We start from the raw sequence: 23,034 nt of genomic DNA on the forward strand, positions 1-23,034 counted from the left end.
TATTATTGAGTCATGGTAAGTGAGGTTAAAGCGAGTCGAGGAAAAAGATATAACGGATGGCCTTTACAACGTTGATCTTTCTACGCTGGTCTCCTTTCTTTCACCGGGAATAAGTATCTTGACCATCATTTGTGCTGCCGGTCTATGCGTCGAACCTTTACATTCTCTCTCTTTCTGCTGTTTTTTGGGTTGCTCACCGCTGGGTTCGCCAACGGTCCGGCCAGCAATAGCGTACGTTTTGTTCAAAACAAAGGACAATGGGCATCGGAGGTTTTGTTTCGGGCCGAACTGCCGGGCGGTTTTCTATTTCTGAAAAAGCAATCGCTTCACTACGTGTTTTACGATTCGGAAGCTCTGGACCGCATCCATTCGGGCCGGAATAATCAGGCAGCCGCCCGTACTGCGGCCCCACCCCAAACAACGGGGCCGATGGTGCAGACACACGGTGTAGAGGTGCAGTTGTCCAACAGTTCGGCAACCAGCCAGCTTGAAAGCAAAAACCGCGTTTCCGAAAATCAGAGTTATTTTCTGGGGCATGACCCCAGCCGCTGGGCCAGCGCCGTACCCGCTTTTGGAGAAGTCATTTACCACGGCATTTATCCGGGAATTGACCTGCGCCTGTTCGCCTATTACCAGACCTTGAAATACGAATTCATCGTCAGTCCCGGAGCTGATCCATCGGTCATTCAACTGCGGTATGATGGCGCGTCGGCGCTTCAGTTGCAGGATGGACAATTAACCGTTGGAACAAGTCTTTTGCCGTTCCGGGAGGAAAAACCGTATTCGTTTACCGAGAAAAACGGCCAAACGAAAGAAGTAGCTTCGCACTGGGTGTTAAACGATCAAACCGCATCGTTCCAATTCCCGGACGGTTATGACAGGCAGCAACCGCTTACCATCGACCCTACGCTGATTTTTTCGACCTATTCAGGCTCCGTCAGCGACAACTGGGGTCATACCGCAACGTACGACAACGAAGGGAATCTCTACACCGCCGGAACGGTTTTTGGGGCCAGCTTTGTACCCACAACCGGCGCTTTCCAAACCCGCTACGGCACCGAAGTCGACGTTGCCATCATGAAGTTCAGCCCGGATGGGCGGCAACTTCTGTACGCAACTTATTTGGGTGGCTCAACCGGCGAAACGCCCCACAGCCTGATTGTCAACAGCAAGAACGAGCTATTGCTTTACGGAGTTACATCGTCCAGTAACTTCCCCACGACCACGTCGGCCTACAGCCGAAAGTTTGCGGGCGGAACGCAGTATATTCCCATCGGTAATCAAGCCCCGGAACCCAACGCCCCAGCTACGGCCATTTATTTTCGAACGGGAACGGATTTGTTTGTTGCCAAGCTAAGCACCGACGGACGGACGTTGCAGGGCAGCACCTACGTCGGCGGCTCGTCGAACGATGGGATCAATTACGCGGATGTGTTCCTGGGTATCTACAACTACGGGGATGATTTGCGGGGCGAAATCATGGTTGACCAGTCCGACAATGTGTACGTGGCCACTGTCACCACTTCCAACGACTTTCCGGTTACGGCCAATGCACACCAGTCAAAACTTCAGGGGCCAGCCGATGCGGTTTTAATCAATCTAAGTTCGGATCTCAGTCAGTTGCGCTGGAGTACTTATTTTGGCGGAAGTGGTTACGATGTTGCCTACGCGCTGCGCATCGGTTCTTCCGGTGCTATTTATGCCGTTGGCACCACGCAGAGCCCCGATCTGCCGGGAACTGCTGGCGCTCACAAGCCGCAATTGAGCGGTAAGGAGGACGGTTTTCTGGTTAAATTTGTAAACAACCGGGTAGAACGAAGTACGTACCTGGGTACAACGGCCGACGATGCCGCTTACCTGATTGATCTTGATCCGCAGGAAAACCCGCACGTTTTTGGGTTAACAAGGGGCCAATATCCGGTTACAACCAGTGTTTACCAGAACGCCCGCAGCGGTCAATTTATTCATGCTCTCGACCCAACACTGACCCAAACTCTTTTTTCCACCGTCGTCGGCTCCGGCCGTTCCTCACCCGACATTTCGCCCACGGCTTTTCTGGTGAACGAATGCGGTAATATTTATTTATCCGGCTGGGGTGGCAACGTCAACGCCCGTAATGGGATTACCAGCAGCAGCACCCGCGGACTGCCCGTCACCGCCAATGCCTATCGCCGAACCACCGATGGGAGCAATTACTGGCTGGCAATGCTGGAACAGGGCGGCAAATCACTCCTGTACGCGACGTTTTTCGGCAGCGAAAACCCAACGGGGCGCGGTGACCACGTCGATGGCGGAACCTGTCGGTTCGATAAAAGTGGGGTGATTTACCACGCTGCCTGTGCCTGTGGCGGTTCCTATTTTCCCGCTACGGCCCAGGTCTGGTCGTCGACCAACAAAAGCCCCAATTGCAACAATGCCGCCTTTAAATTCGATATTGACCATTTAAAAGCCGCCTTCGACGCGTTTCAGGGCACGAAAAAGGATGTAGTAGAAGGCTGTTCACCACTGACGCTCAACTTTGTCAACACCAGCGAGGGCGGCATTACCTACGCCTGGGATTTTGGCGGCACTGGCACCTCCACCAGCCCGACGCAAGTGAGTCATACGTTCGACAAACCCGGTGAATATGCCGTCACACTAACAGCTTATAACCAACTGACCTGCCAGCGCGTCGACGTGGCCAAAAAGTTGATTAAAGTTTATCCGGTCAATTTCAAGATCAGTAGCGATACGACCATCTGCGCCGGAAAACCGGTACAATTACTGGCTGAAGGAGCCAAAACGTACGAATGGTCACCCACGCAGGGAATGGCCAGCACAACCGTCAACAATCCGGTCGTCAACCCGACTAAAACAACGACCTATACCGTCAGGATGACGACTGAGAACGGTTGTTCGGCGCAAAAAAACGTAACGATCACAACCGACGATTCGTACCGTCCCGTGGCCGAGGTGCGACTGAGTTCGGAATGCGGGCAACCCATGAAAGTAGAGCTGGTCAATACAACATCCGGGGCTGAGCGTTACCAGTGGTCGATGGGCAACGGCGATACCTTGCGCACCCAAACTCCCGGCACATACCAGTATGCCGAATCTGGCCAATACCAGATTGCGCTAACCGCTCACAAAGGAGCGTGTAGCCTGACCCTAAATATGCCCGTCGATATTGAAAATATGAGCATGGTTCCCAACGTAGTGACCGCTAATGGCGACGGCAAAAACGACGTTTTTAACATTGGATTTGCGGGCGCAAAACTAGAAATTATGAACCGCTGGGGAAAATTGGTCTACCGAAGCGAAAATTACGGAAACAACTGGGGCACTGCTGTTCCAAACGGTTTGTATTATTACCTCATCACTACCCAAAAGGGCACAAAATGCAAGGGCTGGGTGGAGGTGATGGAGTAAACCTGTTCTCTCAATACCAGCCCAAACAGGCATACGATCTAACTACTTTTTCCTTATTTTTGTCTACGATCACCTCTAAAACCGCATCAGATTATGAAGCACTTAGCCATTTGGGCGCTTGCACTCGGTCTTTCCTTTGGTGCTCTGGCGCAGGACAACGTCAGCTATCACGGGAAGAAAATCACGACCGACAACGCCACCCCCTCAGCCGAACTGTCCACGAAAATGGGCGACAAAAAAGAACTGAACACAAAGGTGGAAGGCACCGTCGAATCAGTTTGTCAGGTAAAAGGCTGCTGGATGCGGGTCAAAACCGCCGATAATCAGACCATGCTGGTGCGATTTCGCGACTACGGTTTTTTCGTGCCGAAAGATATTGCCGGTAAAAACGTAGTTTTTGAAGGAACTGCCGAAACCAAAACGACGTCCGTTGCCGAACTACGGCACTATGCCGAAGACGCGGGCAAAAGTAAAGAAGAAATTGCCAAGATCACCCAGCCCGAAAAAGCGATTACGTTTATGGCCGACGGCGTGATTGTGAAGAAATAACGACAAAAATTCGATAAACGAGGAGAGGAAAAAGAAGTTTCGCTACTGGCGTATTCACCTCTTTTTCCTCTTATACCTTTCTTCTAAAATCCAAAATACTTCTCGGCATTCCGGTAGCAAATGTCCTGCACCAGCTTGCCAATCCATTCAATATCGTTGGGCAACTCGCCGTTCTCGACATCATTACCAAAAATATTGCAGAGAATCCGGCGGAAATACTCGTGACGCGGATACGATAAGAAACTGCGCGAATCGGTCAGCATACCCACAAAGCGACTCAACAACCCCATGTTCGAAAGGGCGTTGATCTGCTTTTGCATCCCATCTTTCTGATCCAGAAACCACCAGCCCGAGCCAAACTGAATTTTTCCGGCCACGGACCCATCATTGAAGTTTCCGATCATGGTCGCCATGATTTCATTATCGCTCGGATTCAGGTTGTACAGGATGGTTTTCGCTAGTTGTTCCCGGTTATCGAGTCCGCCCAGAAACCGGGCCAGCGGACGAGCCTGCTGGAAATCACCGATGCTATCCCAGCCCGTGTCCGGACCGAGCGTCCGCAAAGCCCGCTGGTTGTTGTTGCGCAAGGCACCTAGGTGAAACTGCTGCGTCCAGCCTTTCTCGCAGTCCCATTCCGCAAACCGGTCGAGCATGTATGACTTAAACTGCAATTTCTCTTTTTCGCTCAGGGCCTCGTTACTAAACAGTTTGCTAAAAAGCACCCCGACCGCCAATTCAGTATAGGGCTCCGCGTAAACGGTTTCCAAACCGTGATCAGACAGACGACAGCCAGCTTCCGCAAAATAATCATGCCGTTGTTTGAGGCAATCCATGTAGGCACCCAACGTACCAATTTCCTGGTTACATACCTCGCCAACCCGCTGCACATACTTTCGAAAAGCCGCCACATCGTCGATTGCCATCGCCTTATCGGGCCGGAATGTCGGCAACACCTTGACCTCGAAACCGTCGTCGGCAATCTTCTTGTGATGTTCCAGCGAATCCGTCGGGTCGTCGGTTGTGCAAACCGTTCGGACATTAAAATGCCGGAGCAGTGCGCGGGTCGACAAACCGCTGAGTTGTTCCGTACAGGTGTCGTAAACTTCACGGGCCGTGGAAGCGTTCAAAATGGTTTCAACACCGAACGGGTTTTTCAACTCCATGTGCGTCCAGTGGTAGAGTGGGTTCCGCATCGTATACGGCACGGTTTCCGCCCATTTTTCAAACTTCTCGTAATCCGACGCATCGCCGGTGCAATATTGTTCCGGAATACCGTTGGTGCGCATGGCCCGCCATTTGTAATGATCGCCGTAGAGCCAAATCTGGGTCAGGTTCTCAAACCGTTTATCTTCCGCAATCTGATCGGGCGGCAGGTGGCAGTGGTAATCAATAATCGGCATCGCCTTGGCGTAATCGTGGTAAAGACGCCGGGCCGTATCGGTCTGAAGCAGAAAGTCTTCGTCGAGAAAAGATTTAATCGGTTGATCAACCAGCATGATCGTAAGGGATTCGTTTCAAAAAGAAAGACCATTGCCTGGCCTTTTTACCCATCAGTTCGGTTTACAGTTTTTGGCTTACAGTGGCTGACGCCACAACAACACGCGTCGGCCACCGTAAATCAGAAACCATAAACCGTACACCCCAATCAGAGACTCGAACGCTCGATTCCGAGCATCAAACCGCGCAGTTCGGCCAGCCCACGAAGGCGACCGATGGCGGTGTAACCCGGATTGGTGCGTTTGCCGGAATTCAGATCGTCCAGCATTTTGTGGCCGTGGTCGGGCCGGAACGGCATCCGGAAACTTTCAAGGCCTTCTTCTTCCCGACGGCGCTGCTCACCGAGCAGGGCGCTCATCACCCCAAACATATCCACATCGCCGTCCAGGTGGTTGGCTTCGTAAAAGTTTCCTTCTTCGTCGCGCTTGGTGGCCCGCAGGTGAATGAAATGAATCCGCGCCCCCAACCGATCAACCATACCCACCAGATCGTTATCCGGCCGGACGCCGTACGAACCCGTGCAGAAACACAGACCGTTGGCCGTCAGATCGACGGCTTCCAGCACCCGCTGGGCATCGGCCTCCGTGCTGACCACGCGGGGCAGCCCCAGAATCGGGTACGGCGGATCATCCGGGTGGATGGCCAGCCGAATGCCCGCATCCTCCGCAACGGGTACGATCTCCCGCAAAAAGGCGTACAGATTTTCGCGCAGTTCCTTATCTCCAATGTGTTTGTAAGCATTCAGGGTTTCCTGAAACTGCTCGACGGAATAGCTTTCCTCCGAACCCGGCAATCCTGCAATGATGTTCCGTTGCAAACGCCGGGCCGCGGCTTCGTCCAGCAACTCAAAGCGACTGCGGGCTTTCTGAATCTGTTCGGCCGAGTAGTGCGCTTCGGCACCGGGGCGCTTCAGGATAAACAATTCAAAAGCCGCAAATTCGGTGGCATCAAACCGCAGGCCCGTTGAGCCATCCGGCATTTTATAATCAAGATCAGTGCGGGTCCAGTCAAGCACCGGCATGAAATTGTAGCAAACCGTATCGATCCCGCACCGCCCCAGGTTCACAATCGATTCTTTGTAATTATCGATGTACTGCTGAAAACCCGCTGAGCGGGTTTTGATTGCTTCGTGAACCGGAATACTTTCCACCACCGACCACGTCAGCCGATCTTCGCCCGGTTCGGCGGTTTCAATCAACGCTTTGCGCGCCTTGATTTCCTCTTCCGGCCAAACTTGTCCGTTGGGAATATGATGCAATGCCGTTACGATGCCCGTTGCACCGGCCTGTTTGATGTCGCTTAGACTAACGGGGTCATTTGGACCGAACCAGCGCCAGGTTTGTTCTAATGCCATTTTTTAAGGTATAAATTTAGTAGAAAAGCAAGCCATCGAACGGCTTCTACTCATTTCGCCCGGCCACCTTGCGAAGTACTATTTTTTCACGGTATTTCGGTAAGTTTGACGAAATTTTGTCTTTACAGAATTGCTAAACCTTTTTTCGAATGCCCAACCTTTCCGGAAACTTTCGCTGGCGGATTGTGCTGCTTCTGTTTTTTGCAACCACCATCAATTACATTGACCGGCAAGTTCTTTCGTTCACGATGATTGACGAAACGTTTCGGCGGGAAATGATGGGCAAAGCTGCCGGAGAAAGTCTCACCGAAAGTGATCTGGATCAATTCAAGGTTCTTTACAGCTACATCGATACGGTTTTCAAAGTGGCCTACGCGCTGGGCTTTTTGCTCACGGGTTGGCTCATTGACCGCATCGGTACCAAACGGGGCTTTTCTCTTTCCATCATCGTCTGGAGTATCGCCGGGGTCCTGAATGCTTTCATCGGCACCCTGCGGGGACTTAGCATGGTGCGGTTTATGCTGGGTATTGGCGAAGCCGGCAACTTTCCGTCGGCCATCAAAACCGTTGCCGAATGGTTTCCCAAAAAAGAGCGCTCGTTTGCGGCCGGGCTGTTCAACGCCGGAACCAACGTCGGGATCATTGCCACGGCAGCTCTCATTCCTTGGCTCACGCTACAGTTTGGCTGGCGGTTTTCATTCATTGCGACTGGTTTGCTGGGCTTTCTGGTGCTGATTGCCTGGCTCAAAATCTACCGAAAACCGGAAGAGCACCCCCGCGTCAGCAAAAAGGAACTCGCTTATATTCAACAGGATTACGAAGAAAACTTACCCAAAGAGAAACTTTCGTGGTGGCGACTGCTGGGCTTTCGGCAAACCTGGGCATTTATCGTCGGGAAATTCATGTGCGATCCCATCTGGTGGTTTTACCTCAGTTGGCTGCCGGATTTCTTCAACAGCAGCGAATCGCTCGACCAGCGTCTGGACCTGAAAAATGTCGGCCTGCCGTTTCTGGTCATTTACATCGTTTCCGACGGGGGCAGTGTGTTGTTCGGCTGGTTGTCTTCCAAATTCATCCAGACGGGGTGGTCGCCCAACCGCGCCCGGAAAACCACGATGCTCATTTGCGCGCTCTGCGTCATTCCAATATTTTTTGCGGCTCAAACCAGTAGTATTTACGTCGCCATTGCCTTGATCTCTTTAGCCACGGCGGCTCACCAGGGCTGGTCGGCCAATATTTACACCTTTGCCTCCGACCTGTTTCCCAAAAGTGCGGTTGCGTCGGTAACGGGTATTGGCGGCATGTTCGGCGCGATGGGCGGTATTCTGCTGGCAGCCGTTGCGGGCAATATCCGGGTCAGCTTCGGGTATTTGCCGTTGTTTATTATTGCCAGCTCGACGTACCTGATCGCGCTGGTTATTATTCATTTCCTGTCGCCGGACCTGGAGCCGGTTACGAAAAAGGAACTGGAAAGTATTGGAGTCTAGGAAGATCATCTGATACAATGGCTTGTTAACGATCAGTTGGTACTTTGGCAAAGGGTATGAATTCCGTATAATGTCATCTTATACATTGATGTCCTTTAACCAACCATTTTTAGCGTTTTAAACGATTTAGTACTTGAAAAAAATAGTCACTTTCGGCGAAGTCATGATGCGACTGGCCCCGCCGGGTTTTGCAAAGTTCACACAGGCCCATTCCCTGAATGTGGTTTATGGCGGAACGGAGGCCAATGTGGCCGTTTCACTCGCCTATTTCGGTTGCCAGGCAATCCACGTAACCCGCTTCCCGGACCACGCGCTCGGCCAGGCCGCAGCCTCTACGCTGCGCTACCACGGGGTTGATACGTCGCGCATTACCTTCGGAAACGGGCGGCTTGGCTTGTATTTTCTGGAAACCGGCGCGGTTAGCCGGGCCAGTCAGATTATTTACGACCGCTACGATTCGGCGTTTTCCCTCATCCAACCGGGTGATTTTGACTGGGAAACCATATTAGCCGGAGCCGACTGGTTTCACTGGTCGGGCATCACTCCTGCCCTCTCGCAACAGGCTGCTGATTGCCTGCTGGAAGCCATCCAAACCGCCAATCGACTCAACGTCAAGGTATCGGGTGATATCTACTTCCGGAGTAATTTATGGAAATACGGCAAAAGACCCCAGGAAATCCTTCCCGCCCTGACCGCTGGATGCGACCTGGTTCTGGGCAATCAGCAAAACTTTGAAGATCTCTACGACGTTAAAGCTGAAACCTTTGACGATGCCTGCCGCGGTATGCAGGAAAAGTTTCCCCGGATTCAATACTTTACGGATACCGAGCGGCAATCGGTCAGCGCGTCGCATAACCGACTAACGGCCAAGATTTACGACGGCACTACCATGTATTCGTCTGAGGTATACGATATTACGCACATCATCGACCGGATTGGCGGTGGCGACGCCTACCTGGCGGGGTTGATTTATGGGTTGCTCACTACCGAAGATCCGCAGTATGCGGTTGAGTTCGGTGCAGCGGCTTCGGCCTTGAAACACACCGTAGAAGGTGACGCCAACCTGGTGACGGTGGCAGAAGTGGAAGCGCTGGTCGAGGGCGACAAATCCGGCCGATTGAGAAGATAAATATAAATGACGAGTTAAGATAAGAGTTGACTGACGCGTTAACGCCTACTTCTTGGCTCATAACTAAAACTGTTGTGTCTCGTTTTTCAAGATTAGAAGTTTACGAAACCATCCGGCGCGTACCGGTGGTACCGGTTTTTTACCATCCGGATGGGGAGGTTTGTTATGAAGTACTGGGTGCCTGTTATCGGGGCGGTATCCGGGCTTTTGAGTTTACCAACCGGGGTGATTTTGCCCATGAGTTATTTGCGGAGTTGGTCAAAAGGTCGGCCCGTGACTATCCGGAGCTGATTTTAGGAGCTGGAACACTCGTTGAGGCTTCAACCGCAGCGCTCTACATTCAGTCGGGGGCTAATTTCATTGTGGGACCGTCGTTTCACGAATCCATTGCCCGCACCTGCAACCGGCGAAAAGTTGCCTACATGCCCGGCTGCGCGACGTTAACCGAGATCTCAGCGGCCGAAGAACTTGGTGTGGAAGTGGTGAAGGTATTTCCGGGCGACACCCTCGGACCCGGTTTTGTCAAAGCAGTCAAAGGACCGATGCCCTGGACCAGTATGATGGTGACGGGCGGGGTCGAACCAACGCACGACAGCCTGAACAAATGGTTTAAAGCGGGCGTTTCGGCCGTCGGCATTGGCTCGCAGTTGTTCCCCAAAGAGGTTTTAAGCAGCCGACAGTTCGATCTGATCGAAACCAAAGTCAAAGACGTACTGACCATTATCGATTCGCTTCGTTCGGCAAATTGATCAAACAGCTGGCGTTCATCACGCTTCATTCCCATTTTCTGATTTAATAATTCTAAAAGCGTTCGGTTTGCGCTCAATGCGTTTAACCTTTACTTTTACATATTAACCTGCAAGTTACCGTCGAGATAACCGCGAAACCCGTATCCATCCATCATGACACCACTGAATCGTTCGAATCACCCAGCTCCTATTCACCCTGAGCGTGTGCTCCAATTTGGCACCGGCGTTCTGCTGCGTGGATTACCCGATTACCTGATCCACAAAGCCAACCAGCAGGGCGTTTTCAACGGTAGTATTGTTGTCGTCAAATCCACTGGCGGGGCCACGGACGAATTTGCGGAACAAGATGGCTTGTATACCGTTTTCAGCCGGGGCATCCAGAAAGGCCAACCAGTGGACAAACACACGGTGGTGTCGGCCATCAGCCGGGTTCTTTCAGCGCAGGACGATTGGAAGGCGGTGCTGGACGTGGCCAAAAAACCGTCGTTGCAGGTCATCATCTCCAACACAACCGAAGTAGGCATTCAGTATGTCGAAGAAAGCATTTTTCAGCATCCGCCCCAATCTTATCCGGCGAAGCTAACGGCTTTCCTGTACGAACGATTCAAAAACTTCGGCGGAGGACGCAACAAGGGATTGGTGGTCATTCCGACCGAGCTAATCACGGATAACGGCCTGAAACTACGCGACATCGTCGAAAAAATTGCGCAGCATAACGAGTTGGGCAAACTGTTTATGAAGTGGCTGAAATACCACGTCCGTTTCTGTAACTCGCTGGTGGACCGCATCGTACCGGGCAAACCTGATCCGGAAACTCAGCAGCAACTGCAACAGGAAGTAGGATTTGCGGACAAACTTTTGATCATGGCCGAACCGTACCGGTTGTGGGCCATTGAAGGAGATGACCGCGTCAAAAATGTGCTGACCTTTGCCAAAACCGACCCGGGTGTTATCATCGATGAAGACATCAATTTTTACCGGGAGCGCAAATTGCGCGTTCTGAACGGTGGCCATACGATCAGCGTTCCGCTGGCGTACCTGCTCGGGCTGGAAACCGTCAATGAAATGATGCAACACCCGCTGATGGGTCGGTTTGTGGAAGAAGTGGTTGCGCAGGAAATCGTGCCGACGATTCCCGAATGGATGATTCCGGAAGAAAATCCGGAGGCTGTTCGCGAGTTTGCCGCCGATGTACTCGACCGATTCCGCAATCCTTACATCGAACATTTGCTGCTGAGCATCACGCTACAGGAAACGTCAAAAATGCGGGCCCGCAACCTGCCAACCATCCAGCGGTTTGTGGAAAAAACCGGGCAAGTCCCCTCCCGTATGACCCTGGGTTTTGCGGCTTATCTGCGGTTTATGAAAGCCGTTCGCGTTGAAGAAGGCGTTTACTTGGGCGAAACCACTACCCCAACCGGTGGCATCATCACTTACCCGATTCGCGACGACCACGCCGAGTATTTCTACAAATTGTGGCAGCAGGTGGACGTTCACGATGCAGCTTCCGTACGAAATTTTGTCCAAACGCTTTGCGCCGATACCATGCTCTGGGAGACGGATTTGAGTGCCCTCAATGGTTTTGCCGATGCCGTCACCGATCACCTCAATAACCTGTTGACCTTAGGAACGGAAGCAACCGTTGAGCGGCTTGTTGCTACGGCCGATTCTACGACCAGCGACTCAGAAATTGGTTGAACGCATCTTTGTGCTGATCACTGACCGGAATCGTAGCCGGACCGATCTGGATGGTATTCCGGGTTACGGCTTCGATTTTGTCCAGTGCCACAATGAACGAGCGGTGCACCCGCATAAACCGCCGGGCTGGAAGCTTGTCTTCCAGGGCTTTCAGACTGGTTAGCGACAGAATGGGTTTGGCCACTGCGTCAGCTCGTTCTTTCCGCAGATGAACTTTCACGTAGTCTTTCAGTCCTTCGATATAAAGAATGTCGTTGAAGGCTATACGAACCAACTGGTATTCAACCTTCAGAAACAAATACTCTTCTTCCGGCTCGGGAGCCACAGGCGTTTGCACAACGGCCGGGCGTTTGACCAGTTCAAAATACGCCCGGGCTTTGTTAGCACCCCGCAGGAATTCCTCGTAATTGAACGGTTTCAGCAAGTAGTCCAGCGCATCGACCTTATAACCTTCCAGTGCAAAATGGTTATAGGCCGTCGTGAAAATAATGCGGGGAACCAAACCCGTCTGATTCTTCTCCATCACCCGGGCCAGCTCCATACCAGTCAGATCGGGCATCTGAATATCCAGAAATAAGAGATCAACCGGGTGTTCGTGAAGGCCCTGCAAGGCTTCAACCGCACTGCTGTATCGGCCTACGAGATTTAGAAAAGGCGTTTTTTCGATAAATGCACACACCAACCCGAGGGCCAGCGGTTCGTCATCGACCGCAATGCAATTTAAAGTCATGCCAGATTCAGATTCAGGTGCACCAGGTATTCATTGGAGGGAGTATCCTCCATGACCGAAAGCTGATACCGCTCCGGATAAAGCAGGTCGAGCCGCCGGCGCGTGTTGGTCAGCCCAATACCGCTTCCAACCTCGAGTGACTGGTTTTTTTCGGGAAAGATCGTGTTTCTAACCTTCATTTCCAACTGCGTCCCGTCCTGGTGAATGCTGATGATGATTCGGCTCGGCATCAGGGCACTGACCCCGTGTTTGAAAGCATTTTCGACAAAAGGCAGCAGTAGCATGGGCGCCACCGGCACGTCATTCAACGGCTGCGGTTGTTCGAGGGTCACGGTCACCTTGTCCGTTAGCCGGAGCTGCATGAGCTGAATATAATCCTGCACAAAGTCGATTTCTTTGCTCAGCATGGTAGTATCGTTTCCGGTTTCGTACAAGACATAGCGCATCATGCGTGATAACCGGTGAAGCGCTTCGCGCGAGGCTTCCACATCGAGCAGCGTCAGGGCATAAATATTATTAAGGGTGTTAAAAAAGAAATGCGGGTTGATCTGAGCTTTCAGAAACGACAATTCTGAACTTACCCGGGCCTGTTCCAAACTAAGCCGCAAGCGGGCATCTTCCTGCCATTTCTGAACGGATGCAATGCTGGTTCCGATGCCCAGCATCAAAAACGTTGTGACCAGAATAGGTTGGCTCCAGTTCCAGATGTTCCGGGGTTTGCGAGGGCCACCCTCGGGGTGCCACGCCCGGTGCATCAGTTCCGGCAGATTTAGCCAGGTGTCGACATGCAGCAGCAGAACCACCACGCACACAGCCGTAATAATTAATGAGGTTATGTAAAGACTCGTTTGGTCCCGAAAGAGTAGCCGAGGCACTAAATATTGTGTATTCAGGTAAAAAGCGCCCACCAGCAGGCAAAAATAGATACCCTGCTTGACCCAGAATTGCGGAGGAGCCGTAATATCCCAATTCAGGGGCTGGTAAACCAGCAGGGCAAACCCCAGCAGTCCCCAGGCCAACACGTGAATCAAAACCGGAACACTACGACGTAACGTGAGTAAATTCATGGAGTGCGATGATTATGGGCTTTACTCCCAAGTTGAAGATTTTCCGCGAAAAAGACAAAACAACCTGATTCCAAGCGAAATCAGGTTGTCCAACTACCATCTCTATTAATAATATATCTTGTAAGCCGTGCCCGTTGTCGGAATCAACTGGGTAGCTATTTGAAGCGGTGTCTGTATCAATTGATTTACAATCATACGAGTCAATTCTGTAATCATTCTGTAGAATCGACAAATTGGCCGCTTATCCCGACAAACAGCCCATTTTTGCCTATCATCGCCTTTTACACGCACCACGGTCCCAAAAACCGTTCTATTTCGACCTTAATCGATCAAATCCGGGGGTTGATCGACTTTCCTAACGCACTGGTATATTGGATTTTGCGGACTGATTTTGCTTTAATTCCTTTGTATCGTTCAATCTGCCAAGAGCAGCCTTCATCAACAAACCACTTTAATTAAAGCAGAGATTGCCATGAAAACCACACTCGCTTCGCTCCTGTTCGCTGTCTGTATCAGCGTATCGTCCGCCAGTTTTGCCGCCGAAAAAACGCCGTTTCATTCGTCCGTGATCGCGTTTCCTTCCACCATGAAACTGGATGTGATCATCGAAAACCCGCAAGGCTCCAATGTGATCATCCGGCTCGTCGATCAAGCTGGCATTGTACAGGCTACGCAAAAAGTAACGAAAAACGAAAAAGCATTGCGTACCCGCTTTGACATCAGCGCGCTGTCCGACGGGGTTTACCACGTTGTTGTTACCGACGGTGCCAGCACCCAGACGCAGGAGGTCAACATTTCGACCAACGTGCCCACCCCCGCTGTGTACCGTACGATTTCTGTTAGCTAATTCTCGCTCGGCCACGGAGCTGAGGGTCGGTGGCCGAGCCGGAAACGGATTAGATTCATCGGTAAAAAGACGCCATCCGGCGATGTTCCCGACCCTTTAGTCTATTCCGTTTTCTGAAGTGCCTGCGTCATGATTGTTTTGTAGCTTCATTGCATTCTGTATTCTCACTCATGCACAAGTTTTCCTTCTCACTAATCTTATTGATAATCAGCCTGGCAGGAGTCCAGGCATTAGCCCAGTTTCCAGGCGGAGGCAGACCCGGTGGCGGTTTTGGGGGCCCTGGTCGTATGGGTCAACCCGGCCAGCGTGGAGACCAGCAGGAAAAAACATTTATTCCCGGCACCGCCGACGATGATAAACCGCGCGGAAATGGTAAGATCAACGGTTTTTTGATGGATTCTACCACCAACGCACCCGTTGAATTTGCGACCGTTGCTCTGATTGATGTAAAAACCGGTAAACCCATCGACGGCACCACCGCCGACGGAAAAGGAAAATTCAACCTGACGCGCCTTGCACCGGGTGAATACAAACTCCAGTATTCGTTCCTGGGCTATCAGAACAAAACCTCCAACGTTATCAAAATCGAAAAAGGATCGGATATCAACGTCGGTGTTATAAAATTATCACAGGATGTCCGCACCCTGAACGAGGTTGTTGTGACCGGACAGGCCGCTCTGATCGAGGAGAAAGTTGACCGGCTGGTGTACAACGCTGAAAAAGACATTACCTCCAAAGGCGGTGATGCGGCCGACATCATGCGGAAAGTGCCCATGCTGAGCGTCGACCTGGATGGAAACGTTACCCTGCGTGGAAGCAGCAACGTCCGGGTCTTGATCAACAACAAACCGTCGACCATCATTGCCAGCAGCGTAGCCGACGCCCTGAAGCAAATTCCGGCCGACATGATCAAGTCAGTGGAAGTCATCACCAGCCCCTCGGCTAAATACGACGCCGAAGGTTCTGCCGGGATCATCAATATCGTTACCAAAAAGAACACCCTCCAGGGCGCCACCCTGAATATGGACGTGGGCACCGGTAACCGAAGCTCAAACCTGAACCTCAACGCCAGCTACCGGCAGGGAAAAATGGGTTTCAACCTCGGTGGTTTTGGCCGGGCTATGTATAATGTTCGGGGAGCTTTCAACAATACACAGACGACAATTAGCCCCACCGGTACTACCACGACCCTTCAGTCGGCCGATACCCGGCAACGCGGCATGTTCGGAAACTATCAGTTTGGCTGGGATTACGACATCGATAAGAACACGTCTTTGTCGGCCAGCGTGCGTTACGGATTGCGGAACATGATCAATTTCCAGGACAATCTGCAAACCCTGTCCTACATTAACCTGCTGTCGACCCGCTCGGGACGTAACGTTGAAACCAAAAACCTGTCGGGTACGGTGGATGCCAACGTCAGCTACACAAAAACCTACAAAACCAACCAGGAATTGAGCGTTCTGGGATTATATAGCCGTAACAACAACACCAACAACTTTGTAACGGAACTGCTCAACGGCACCGACATGCACACCATTACGGGCCGTCAGCGCAACGACAACCTGAGCTACAACCAGGAGTCAACGCTGCAAATTGACTACCAGACGCCGATCAAACGCAACCAATTGCTGGAGTTCGGGGGGAAAGGAATTTTCCGGAAAATGAACAGCGACTACCAGTTTTACACCACTGTTGGCGACAACGAAAACTACGAACTGAGTCCCATTCAACCCTCCAACGGTTTGAACTACGACCAGAATATCACGGCACTTTATGCCGCCTACACCCTGTCGACCAAAACCAAATGGACGCTGAAAGCCGGGGGCCGTTACGAATATACCTTCATCAACGCACGTTTTGAGAACAATAGCGAACAGCCAACCGGCAACGTAAGAGACATCCCGGACTACGGGGTATTTGTCCCGAGCGTCAACATTTCGAAAGGCATCAAAGGCGGCAAAATCATTAAGCTGGCCTACAACCGCCGGATTCAACGCCCGGGGATTCAATCGCTGAACCCCAACATCAATGCCGCCAACCCGCTCAACATCAGCCAGGGAAACCCGAACCTGGCCCCGGAATTCACCGACAATGTTGAATTGGGGCTCAGTGGTCAGGTAAAGAAGTTTTACATGAATGCTACCTTGTTCGCACGGTTTACAGACAATTCGATCACGAGCATACGGGATACCATGACCCGCAACATCGGCACCGAACTCAATCCCAACTTCCAAACTGTAGTCAGTACCACTACGCAGAACATTGGAACCGAGCGAGCCTACGGGATGAATTTCTTCACCAATGTAACGCTGTTCTCGATCTGGCAGTTAGGGGGAGGTTTCGACCTTTACCACACTTTCCTGACCAATAACAACAACAGCGCGCTCTACGGAGCTTCTAATTCGGGCTGGGTGCTGGGTGGCCGGTTGTTTACGAGCGTCACGCTGAAAAACGGCTGGGGTATTCAGGGCTTCGGCGGTGGCCGCGGACGCCAGATCAATTTGCAGGGCTACCAGGGCAGTTTTGCCTTTTACAACCTGGGCGTCAAAAAAGATTTCAACAACAAACGCGGCAGCATCGGCATCGGCGCGGAGAACTTTTTCAACCATCCATTCCGGATTCGTTCCGAAACCACCTCCCCGCTGGTCTCACAACGCAGCATCAACAGCATGTACAATGCTGGGGTTCGTGTGAACTTCTCGTACCGATTGGGTAAAATGAGCATGGACGGCTCTGGTTTCAGCATCGGCCGCCGGAGAAAATCCATCAGCAACGACGACCAGAAGAGCGGTGGTGATGACAACAGCGGTGGCGGACAACAACAAACTGCGCCCGCTGGCGGTAACCAGGGCGGTGGTCGTCCGCGGCAAAAATAACCCTGACTATTCCTTCAGGCTTACCGGCTGAGTTCGGTAAGCCTGTTTCCTGACCTTCTAAAACCGTTCACGTAAACCAACCTCTCTATTTATGAAAACCAATCCTTTTGTTGCCGGATTTTTAGCCGTCGTTTTGCTGGCATCAACTCCGCTGGCTTTAGTTGCGGGCGCCAATGGCCCCGGCAAACGTTCCGCTACTGTGGTTGCAAAACCGGTTACGTATGCTGTTGATACCGAACAGAGTACGCTCGTCTGGAATGCCAAGAAAGTAGGCGGTGAACATACCGGTACTATCAAATTATCAAAAGGTGAATTTGTTTTTGATGGCAAAAAATTGACATCAGGCAACTTTACCGCCGATATGACGACCATCAGCGAGAACAAAGGAAGCGAACGCGTGGTAACCCACCTGAAAAATGACGATTTTTTTGCGGTCGACAAAAACCCGACGGCGAGCTTTAAAATCACCAAAATAGCGCCTATTTCTGGGGCCTCTGCTGGCCAACCCAACTACACTGTTACGGGCGACCTGATGATCAAAGGAACGACGAAGCCAATTACGTTCCCGGCTACGGTCAAACTGGACGGCGACAATGTAGAAGCAGCGGCCAAACTGACGGTGAATCGGCTGGATTACGACATTAAATACCGGGCAGCGGTGATTGGTACGGCGGCTGATAAAATCATCGAAGATACCTTTAGCCTTGATTTGAAACTGGTCGGTAAGAAATCGAAACCGATGTAAGCATGCCTTGCTCACATCAGTCTGGTTTTTAAAATCGGATAGGTGTGGTTTTGGTCTTTTTGCCTACTTCCCAAAGTCATTCCCTGTTTCATTGCATTTGCGGTTTTCATTTACTAGTAGCTGATGAAAATGAGATGCTTTTGTAACAAGGAATGACTTTTTTACGTAAATCGGTACTTAAACTGCTCTTTCACACTTTTATAATGCCTGGACAATTTCTACCCAAATCCTTTTCGATGTTGCTCAACGCAACGCTGCTGCTGGGGCTGGCATCGTTTACCCGACAGGACAATCCTAAAGACCAAAAACCGGACGAAAGCCGGTTTACGCCGGTCGTCGTTGCCGAAGGGCTGGACGAACCGATGGTATTCGAGGTGGCCAACAACGGCTCGGTTTACATCGTCGAGCGCAAAGGTGACTTCAAAAAGTACGATCCGGCGACCAAAACCGTCAGCCTGATTTCGACCATTCCGGTCAACACCAAATACACCAACGCCGAGGGCGTGTCGCGCGAAGCCGAGGAAGGATTGATGGGGCTTTCGCTGGACCCTAATTTTGATAAAAATCACTGGGTTTATCTTTATTACGCACACCCCACCGAGAAAAAACACCTGCTGGCTCGCTGGGATCTGGTTGATGACAAGCTCGTCGAAAGCTCCAAAAAAGTCATGCTTGAGGTGACCACCCAACGCGAAGTCTGCTGCCATACCGGCGGGGGGATGACCTGGGACAAAGCCGGCAACCTTTACCTGACCGTTGGTAACAATACGGGTAACCAACAGGCGGCCCAGACCGACGAACGTCCCGGCCGCGCCAGCTGGGATGATCAGGGACACGCCGGCAACACCAACGACCTACGTGGCAAAATCCTGCGCATTCATCCTGAACCCGATGGTTCGTATACCATTCCTGAGGGAAACTTGTACCCCAAAGGAACCGCCAAAACCCGCCCGGAAATTTACTCGATGGGCCACCGCAACCCCTGGCGGATTTCCATCGACAGCAAAACCGGTTTTATTTATTGGGGGGAAGTCGGCCCGGACGCCAACGAAGATACCGAAATTGGTCCGCGCGGTTACGACGAAATGAACCAGGCCCGTAAGCCCGGCAATTTCGGTTGGCCCTGGTTTGTGGGTGACAATCAGGCCTTTCCGGTTTATGACTATGCCAATAACAAACCGCTGGACAAAAAAGACCCCAAAAAGCCGGTCAACAACTCGCCCAACAATACGGGTCTGACAGAACTGCCGCCGGTAGCGCCTAATTTCATTTACTACCCCTACGGCGTTTCCGAGAAATTCCCGTTGGTGGGTAGCGGCTCGCGTTCGGCAACCGGCGGGCCGGTTTATCACCGCGCCGATTTCAAAAATCCGAAACGCCCGTGGCCCGCGTATTACGAAGGCAAATGGATTACTACCGACTTTTCGCGGGGATGGATCATGGCCATTACGATGGACGAAAACGGCGACTATAAATCAATGGAGCGCGTGCTGCCCAGCTACCGACCGGTAGAACCGATTGATATGAAGTTTGGGCCGGATGGCGATATGTACGTTTTGGAATACGGCAGCAACTGGTTCCGCAAAAGCGATAATTCCCGACTGGTACGGCTGGAATACAACGGTGGAAATCGGAAACCAATTGTTCAGGCGTCGGCCAGCCAGAAAGGCGGAACGGTGCCTTTTAAAACGACCTTGTCGTCGGAAGGCACGAAAGATTTCGATGGCGATGCGTTGAAGTACGTCTGGAAAGTCAGTATGCCCGGTGGAGCCACCCGGACGTTTACGACCGCTAATCCAACGGTTTCGTTCGACAAAGCAGGTGTTTACACAGCCACTTTGACGGTCAGCGATCCAAAAGGTGCCAGCAACAGCCAGGCCGTTAAAATCATCGCTGGAAACGAGCCACCCGTTGTTTCTGTCAACATTGCAGGCAACAAGAGTTTCTTCTTCCCCGATAAACCGATTCAGTATGCCGTTCGGGTAAAGGACAAGGAAGATGGCAGCCTTGGCGAATCGAACGCGGCTCCGGGACAAATCAATCCCGCGCGAGTAGCCGTGAGCATCGATTACACGGCCCAAGGCTTTGACTACGCCGAAGTCATTCAAAGTCAACGCAGTGTGGATGCCTCGACGCAGTTTGCCGTGGCCCAGACGCTCATCGGGCAAAGCGATTGCAAAGTCTGCCACCAGGTTGCCTCCAAATCCGTCGGGCCGTCATTCCACGATATCGCAAACCGGTATAAAGGGAAGAACGAAGCCGCCACTCAGTTGGTGAAGAAAATCATCAACGGCGGAGGGGGTGTCTGGGGCGAAGTGGCCATGCCTGCTCACCCAGCCATGCCAGTAGCCGACGCTGCCGCTATCGTGAAATACATTCTGAACAGTACCGAAAAAACGCTGAGCACTCTGCCGGTTCAGGGCAGCTATACCGTTAAAGTTCCGGAAGGCGACAATGGCAAAGGCTCGGTGCTGGTGCGGGCGGCTTACACCGATCGCCCCGTCAAAGCTATTCCGGCCCAGACCTCGGAAAGTCAGATTATTCTGCGAAATCCGGAGTTGAGTCCGGCCGATGCTGAGATAGCCAAAGGAGTTGATATCAAAGCGCGGGGCATGGCCAGCGGGGTGAGTCTGATGGCGTTCTCCAACGGCTATATCGGCTACCAAAAACTGGACCTGACCGACATCAAACAACTTGAACTGGTAGCCGCAGCTCAGAAGCGCGAAGGCTCCGTTGGAGGTAACATCGAAATTCGGCTGGATTCGCCGACGGGCGCATTGATCGGGCAAACCAACGTCGAAGTAGCCCAGCCCCGGGCTGCTCCCACCGCAACGTCGATTCAGAATGCGGGTGGAACAAACGCAACCACAGCGCCCCGCGGACCGGTTTATCCGAAAATCGATCTAAAAGAAACCAATGGCGTCCATGATGTCTACCTGGTATTCAAAAACGATCAGGCCAAGCCCATCGAACCTTTGCTATCGCTGTCGGCTGTTAGATTTAATCAGGCAAAGAAATAACCGTTACACCTTCATCTCCTATGACTTCCCGACGCGACTTTCTCAAACATTCTGGTGCGCTGGCTCTGAGCAGCCTCTGGCTATCCAGTTTTGCCCGTTCCGAATCGCCAACCGGTTTGTTGGCTCCGGCGCCTATCGGTTTGCAGTTGTATACACTCACCAAACTAATGGCCGAAGACCCGAAAGGCACCTTGCAGAAAGTAGCCGCCATTGGTTACAAGGAAATCGAAACCGCCGGCGGGCTGAAAGAAGGCTATTACGGGTTTAAAGCCCGGGAATTCAAAACCGTCGTTGAGGATTTAGGGATGAAATGGCGGGCACACCACGCCGGAGGTGCACCGTTCCGGATGCGCATTCCTCCCAATGTGGGTGGTGCACCGGTAGGGGCAACCCCGCCAACGGGTGGAGCGGCCCCAATAAACGAAGACCGCCGGGCGCTGATGGCCGCCATGGCCAAACGTCCTAACCTGCGCGACAACTACCAGCAGTTGGTAGACGAAGCAGCCGAAGGTGGTTTGAGCTACCTCGTCTGCGCCAGCACGCCCGTCGGTACACTGGACGAGATCAACAAATCCATTGAGGTATTTCAAAAAACCGGAGAAGCCTGTAAAAAAGCCGGAATTGGTTTTGCCTACCACAACCACGCCACGGAATTCGATCCGGTTGAGGGGTCCAAAACACCGTACGAACTCATTCTTTCCCAGACCGATAAGGAACTGGTGAAGATGGAACTGGATCTGGCCTGGGCCACCAAAGCCGGGAAAGATCCCATTGCGTTGTTCAGGGAACAACCGGGGCGGTTTCCGCTCTGGCACATCAAGGACATTAAGCAGGACCTGAAAACCATTACGGAAGTCGGAAACGGCGTCGTTGATTTCAAGAAAATATTTACGGCCGCCCAAACTGCCGGGCTGAAGTATTACTTTATTGAACAGGATGGTGCGGTCGGTATCGACAACGTCACGACCAGTTACCGGCATCTGGCCAACATACTGGCCTGACCGGGAGCCACCGAAAGCAGATCGTTGCTTTCGGTGGCTCTTTAACTAAATGCCAGATCCCCTTCCTCCAGCGCTTTTTTGTATTTCTCCTGATTAAACCGGAATAAATACGGCGATTTGAAGGCTCCACCCCGGCGCTGTTCTTCCAGCTTCTCAATGATGCCGAGCGCCCGCATTTTTTTAGAGAAATTTCGGGGGTCCAGCGGGCGGTTCAGAATGGTCTCGTACAGCCGCTGCAACTCGGGCATGGTAAACTTTTCGGGCAGCAAATTATACCCGACTGGCTGCCAGCTTAGCTGGACCCGCAGCGTTTTAAGCGCCACTTCAATTATTTTATTGTGATCAAAAAGCAGGGCGGGAAGACTATCCACTTCCCACCAGCGGCATTCATCCGTCAGAAAGTCGGCGGTAGGCGTCACTTTGGAAAAATCAACCAGGGCAAAATAACCGATCGAAACCGTTCGATTGGGCCACCGGCGCGTCGAATTGTCGGGCCAGTGTAATTTCTTGCTTATCTCATCCCGATTGTACCGTAAGTTTCCTCCGAAAGTGTGAAACTGCTGCAAAAATAGTTCGTTGATGCCGGTTCGCTCCTTCAGGATACGCTGGGCCGCCACGTCAACCGATTCGTCTTTATAAACAAACCCACCCGGCAAGCCCCACTCCTCCGTTTGTTTCCAGCGTAACAGCAACACCTTCAATTGATTGTTGGAAAAACCAAAAATAACACAGTCAATGGAAAGGCCCGGAAGGCATTTTTCATCGGCTTCAGCAAAGAATTCTTCCAGTTGTTTTTTGTAATTCATTGGTAAAAAATAAAATAGAACCTGTATGTATTTCTTACATATTCAGTCTTTAACTTTAATCCACTCCC

At 51.9% G+C, this 23,034-nt stretch carries 16 protein-coding genes; 11 read left to right on the plus strand and 5 right to left on the minus strand.

The genetic code is table 11. The features are described from left to right. The first annotated feature begins 144 nt into the window (after positions 1–144). Complete coding sequence (locus tag ACYVH9_RS12355) at positions 145–3,408, plus strand: DUF7948 domain-containing protein (protein ID WP_460636661.1); 3,264 nt, start codon at positions 145–147, stop codon at positions 3,406–3,408. A 93-nt stretch (positions 3,409–3,501) separates the two neighbouring features. Beyond that, positions 3,502–3,957: a DUF4920 domain-containing protein gene (locus ACYVH9_RS12360; protein ID WP_460636662.1), complete on the plus strand. Its 456-nt coding sequence runs from the start codon at positions 3,502–3,504 to the stop codon at positions 3,955–3,957. A gap of 83 nt (positions 3,958–4,040) precedes the next feature. Here ACYVH9_RS12360 and uxaC read toward each other — a convergent pair whose 3' ends face one another. Both uxaC and uxuA read right to left on the minus strand, forming a co-directional pair. Next, a complete protein-coding gene (uxaC, locus tag ACYVH9_RS12365; RefSeq protein ID WP_460636663.1) occupies positions 4,041–5,453 on the minus strand; it encodes a glucuronate isomerase in 1,413 nt (470 codons plus the stop codon). Between the two features lie 149 nt (positions 5,454–5,602). Continuing rightward, on the minus strand, positions 5,603–6,808 hold the full coding sequence (uxuA, locus tag ACYVH9_RS12370; RefSeq protein WP_460636664.1) for a mannonate dehydratase: 1,206 nt from the start codon (positions 6,806–6,808) through the stop codon (positions 5,603–5,605). A gap of 149 nt (positions 6,809–6,957) precedes the next feature. Here uxuA and ACYVH9_RS12375 point away from each other — a divergent pair, with 149 nt between their 5' ends. The 4 genes from ACYVH9_RS12375 (at position 6,958) to ACYVH9_RS12390 (ending at position 11,871) form a co-directional block, all read left to right on the plus strand. Next, positions 6,958–8,295, plus strand: a complete 1,338-nt coding sequence (locus ACYVH9_RS12375; protein WP_460636665.1) for an MFS transporter — start codon at positions 6,958–6,960, stop codon at positions 8,293–8,295. Positions 8,296–8,428: 133 nt separating this feature from the next. Beyond that, positions 8,429–9,424 (plus strand): PfkB family carbohydrate kinase, encoded by a 996-nt coding sequence (locus ACYVH9_RS12380; RefSeq protein ID WP_460636666.1) that lies wholly within the window; start codon positions 8,429–8,431, stop codon positions 9,422–9,424. A 74-nt stretch (positions 9,425–9,498) separates the two neighbouring features. Further along, positions 9,499–10,173 carry a bifunctional 4-hydroxy-2-oxoglutarate aldolase/2-dehydro-3-deoxy-phosphogluconate aldolase gene (locus ACYVH9_RS12385; RefSeq protein WP_460636667.1) on the plus strand — a complete coding sequence of 225 codons (675 nt, stop codon included), beginning with the start codon at positions 9,499–9,501 and terminating at the stop codon, positions 10,171–10,173. A gap of 153 nt (positions 10,174–10,326) precedes the next feature. Continuing rightward, complete coding sequence (locus ACYVH9_RS12390; protein ID WP_460636668.1) at positions 10,327–11,871, plus strand: tagaturonate reductase; 1,545 nt, start codon at positions 10,327–10,329, stop codon at positions 11,869–11,871. Here ACYVH9_RS12390 and ACYVH9_RS12395 read toward each other — a convergent pair. After that, positions 11,843–12,601: a LytR/AlgR family response regulator transcription factor gene (locus tag ACYVH9_RS12395; protein ID WP_460636669.1), complete on the minus strand. Its 759-nt coding sequence runs from the start codon at positions 12,599–12,601 to the stop codon at positions 11,843–11,845. The genes ACYVH9_RS12390 and ACYVH9_RS12395 overlap by 29 nt on opposite strands. Further along, entirely contained in the window at positions 12,598–13,668 is a 1,071-nt protein-coding gene (locus ACYVH9_RS12400) for a sensor histidine kinase (protein WP_460636670.1), read from the minus strand. The genes ACYVH9_RS12395 and ACYVH9_RS12400 overlap by 4 nt, the downstream gene beginning before the upstream one ends. Positions 13,669–14,140: 472 nt before the next feature. On the opposite strand from ACYVH9_RS12400, the gene ACYVH9_RS12405 reads away from it, so the two are divergent. The 5 genes from ACYVH9_RS12405 to ACYVH9_RS12425 all read left to right on the plus strand — a co-directional run bounded on the left by ACYVH9_RS12405 (position 14,141) and on the right by ACYVH9_RS12425 (position 22,160). Then, positions 14,141–14,515: a T9SS type A sorting domain-containing protein gene (locus ACYVH9_RS12405; protein WP_460636671.1), complete on the plus strand. Its 375-nt coding sequence runs from the start codon at positions 14,141–14,143 to the stop codon at positions 14,513–14,515. 170 nt (positions 14,516–14,685) lie between these two features. Beyond that, complete coding sequence (locus tag ACYVH9_RS12410) at positions 14,686–17,394, plus strand: TonB-dependent receptor (RefSeq protein ID WP_460636672.1); 2,709 nt, start codon at positions 14,686–14,688, stop codon at positions 17,392–17,394. 91 nt (positions 17,395–17,485) lie between these two features. Continuing rightward, a complete protein-coding gene (locus ACYVH9_RS12415; RefSeq protein ID WP_460636673.1) occupies positions 17,486–18,139 on the plus strand; it encodes a YceI family protein in 654 nt (217 codons plus the stop codon). A gap of 203 nt (positions 18,140–18,342) precedes the next feature. Next, positions 18,343–21,159 (plus strand): PQQ-dependent sugar dehydrogenase, encoded by a 2,817-nt coding sequence (locus tag ACYVH9_RS12420; protein ID WP_460636674.1) that lies wholly within the window; start codon positions 18,343–18,345, stop codon positions 21,157–21,159. A gap of 20 nt (positions 21,160–21,179) precedes the next feature. Then, positions 21,180–22,160: a sugar phosphate isomerase/epimerase family protein gene (locus tag ACYVH9_RS12425; protein ID WP_460636675.1), complete on the plus strand. Its 981-nt coding sequence runs from the start codon at positions 21,180–21,182 to the stop codon at positions 22,158–22,160. A gap of 41 nt (positions 22,161–22,201) precedes the next feature. Here the strand turns inward: ACYVH9_RS12425 and ACYVH9_RS12430 are convergent, their stop codons facing one another. Next, the gene (locus tag ACYVH9_RS12430; protein ID WP_460636676.1) at positions 22,202–22,966 is read right to left on the minus strand and encodes an NUDIX hydrolase; all 765 of its coding nucleotides are present in this window, start codon (positions 22,964–22,966) and stop codon (positions 22,202–22,204) included. Between the last annotated feature and the right edge of the window lie 68 nt (positions 22,967–23,034).

The organism is Larkinella harenae, from assembly GCF_054780515.1.

Bases quoted from the DNA above. Each gene is read 5' to 3' on its own strand.
- ACYVH9_RS12355 (WP_460636661.1), top strand. From the start codon at position 145: ATGCGTCGAACCTTTACATTCTCTCTCTTTCTGCTGTTTTTTGGGTTG.
- ACYVH9_RS12360 (WP_460636662.1), top strand. From the start codon at position 3,502: ATGAAGCACTTAGCCATTTGGGCGCTTGCACTCGGTCTTTCCTTTGGT.
- uxaC (WP_460636663.1), bottom strand. From the start codon at position 5,453: ATGCTGGTTGATCAACCGATTAAATCTTTTCTCGACGAAGACTTTCTG.
- uxuA (WP_460636664.1), bottom strand. From the start codon at position 6,808: ATGGCATTAGAACAAACCTGGCGCTGGTTCGGTCCAAATGACCCCGTT.
- ACYVH9_RS12375 (WP_460636665.1), top strand. From the start codon at position 6,958: ATGCCCAACCTTTCCGGAAACTTTCGCTGGCGGATTGTGCTGCTTCTG.
- ACYVH9_RS12390 (WP_460636668.1), top strand. From the start codon at position 10,327: ATGACACCACTGAATCGTTCGAATCACCCAGCTCCTATTCACCCTGAG.
- ACYVH9_RS12395 (WP_460636669.1), bottom strand. From the start codon at position 12,601: ATGACTTTAAATTGCATTGCGGTCGATGACGAACCGCTGGCCCTCGGG.
- ACYVH9_RS12400 (WP_460636670.1), bottom strand. From the start codon at position 13,668: ATGAATTTACTCACGTTACGTCGTAGTGTTCCGGTTTTGATTCACGTG.
- ACYVH9_RS12405 (WP_460636671.1), top strand. From the start codon at position 14,141: ATGAAAACCACACTCGCTTCGCTCCTGTTCGCTGTCTGTATCAGCGTA.
- ACYVH9_RS12410 (WP_460636672.1), top strand. From the start codon at position 14,686: ATGCACAAGTTTTCCTTCTCACTAATCTTATTGATAATCAGCCTGGCA.
- ACYVH9_RS12415 (WP_460636673.1), top strand. From the start codon at position 17,486: ATGAAAACCAATCCTTTTGTTGCCGGATTTTTAGCCGTCGTTTTGCTG.
- ACYVH9_RS12420 (WP_460636674.1), top strand. From the start codon at position 18,343: ATGCCTGGACAATTTCTACCCAAATCCTTTTCGATGTTGCTCAACGCA.
- ACYVH9_RS12425 (WP_460636675.1), top strand. From the start codon at position 21,180: ATGACTTCCCGACGCGACTTTCTCAAACATTCTGGTGCGCTGGCTCTG.
- ACYVH9_RS12430 (WP_460636676.1), bottom strand. From the start codon at position 22,966: ATGAATTACAAAAAACAACTGGAAGAATTCTTTGCTGAAGCCGATGAA.